The following is a 556-nucleotide window of genomic DNA, read 5'->3' on the forward strand; positions in this document are numbered from 1 at the left end:
ATTGATGAAAAAGCATTGAAAAATGCTCGTCCGGCATTGGCTCAAGCATGGAGAAGTTTCCTTGACTACAATCCTAATAACGGAATATTGGCGGTAGTCACCCAGTTGGGAGAAGTCCTTGAGATCTATAATTTGAAAGATAGTACTCATGTTGTTCGTATAGGTGAGCATGGTGAACCTGAATTCAAAATATCAGATGGATATGGTATACCAACGGGTGTTATGGGATTTAGTGATGTACAAGTAACAGATAGTGCCATTTATATAGTATTTCATGGAACGCCTTTTAAGGAGATTGCGAGACAAAGCGGGAGGCTTCCTGATGGAGGAAAATATATTTATGTATTTAGTTTGAAAGGAGAACCGTTATGTAAATATGTGCTCGACCATTATATATATGGTATTTGGGTGGATGAAGCTACGAAAACGATAATAGCGACAGATGTAAATAATGATGAGCCAATACTTAAGTTTAACTTTGGCTGAATGAGATAATTAACTTGATTAAAAGGAGCAGGATGATGAGTTTGTTTATCTTGCAGGATTTGCTTACATA

1 protein-coding gene is annotated in these 556 nt (G+C 36.9%); it reads left to right on the forward strand.

Going from position 1 to position 556, the window contains the following annotated elements:
* The coding region (locus DW173_RS23295; protein WP_233562287.1) for a BF3164 family lipoprotein at positions 1-486 on the forward strand (486 nt) is incomplete at its 5' end.
* Positions 487-556 lie beyond the last annotated feature (70 nt).

Source organism: Bacteroides sp. AM16-13 (assembly GCF_003602705.1).
GTDB classification, from domain to species: domain Bacteria; phylum Bacteroidota; class Bacteroidia; order Bacteroidales; family Bacteroidaceae; genus Bacteroides; species Bacteroides xylanisolvens.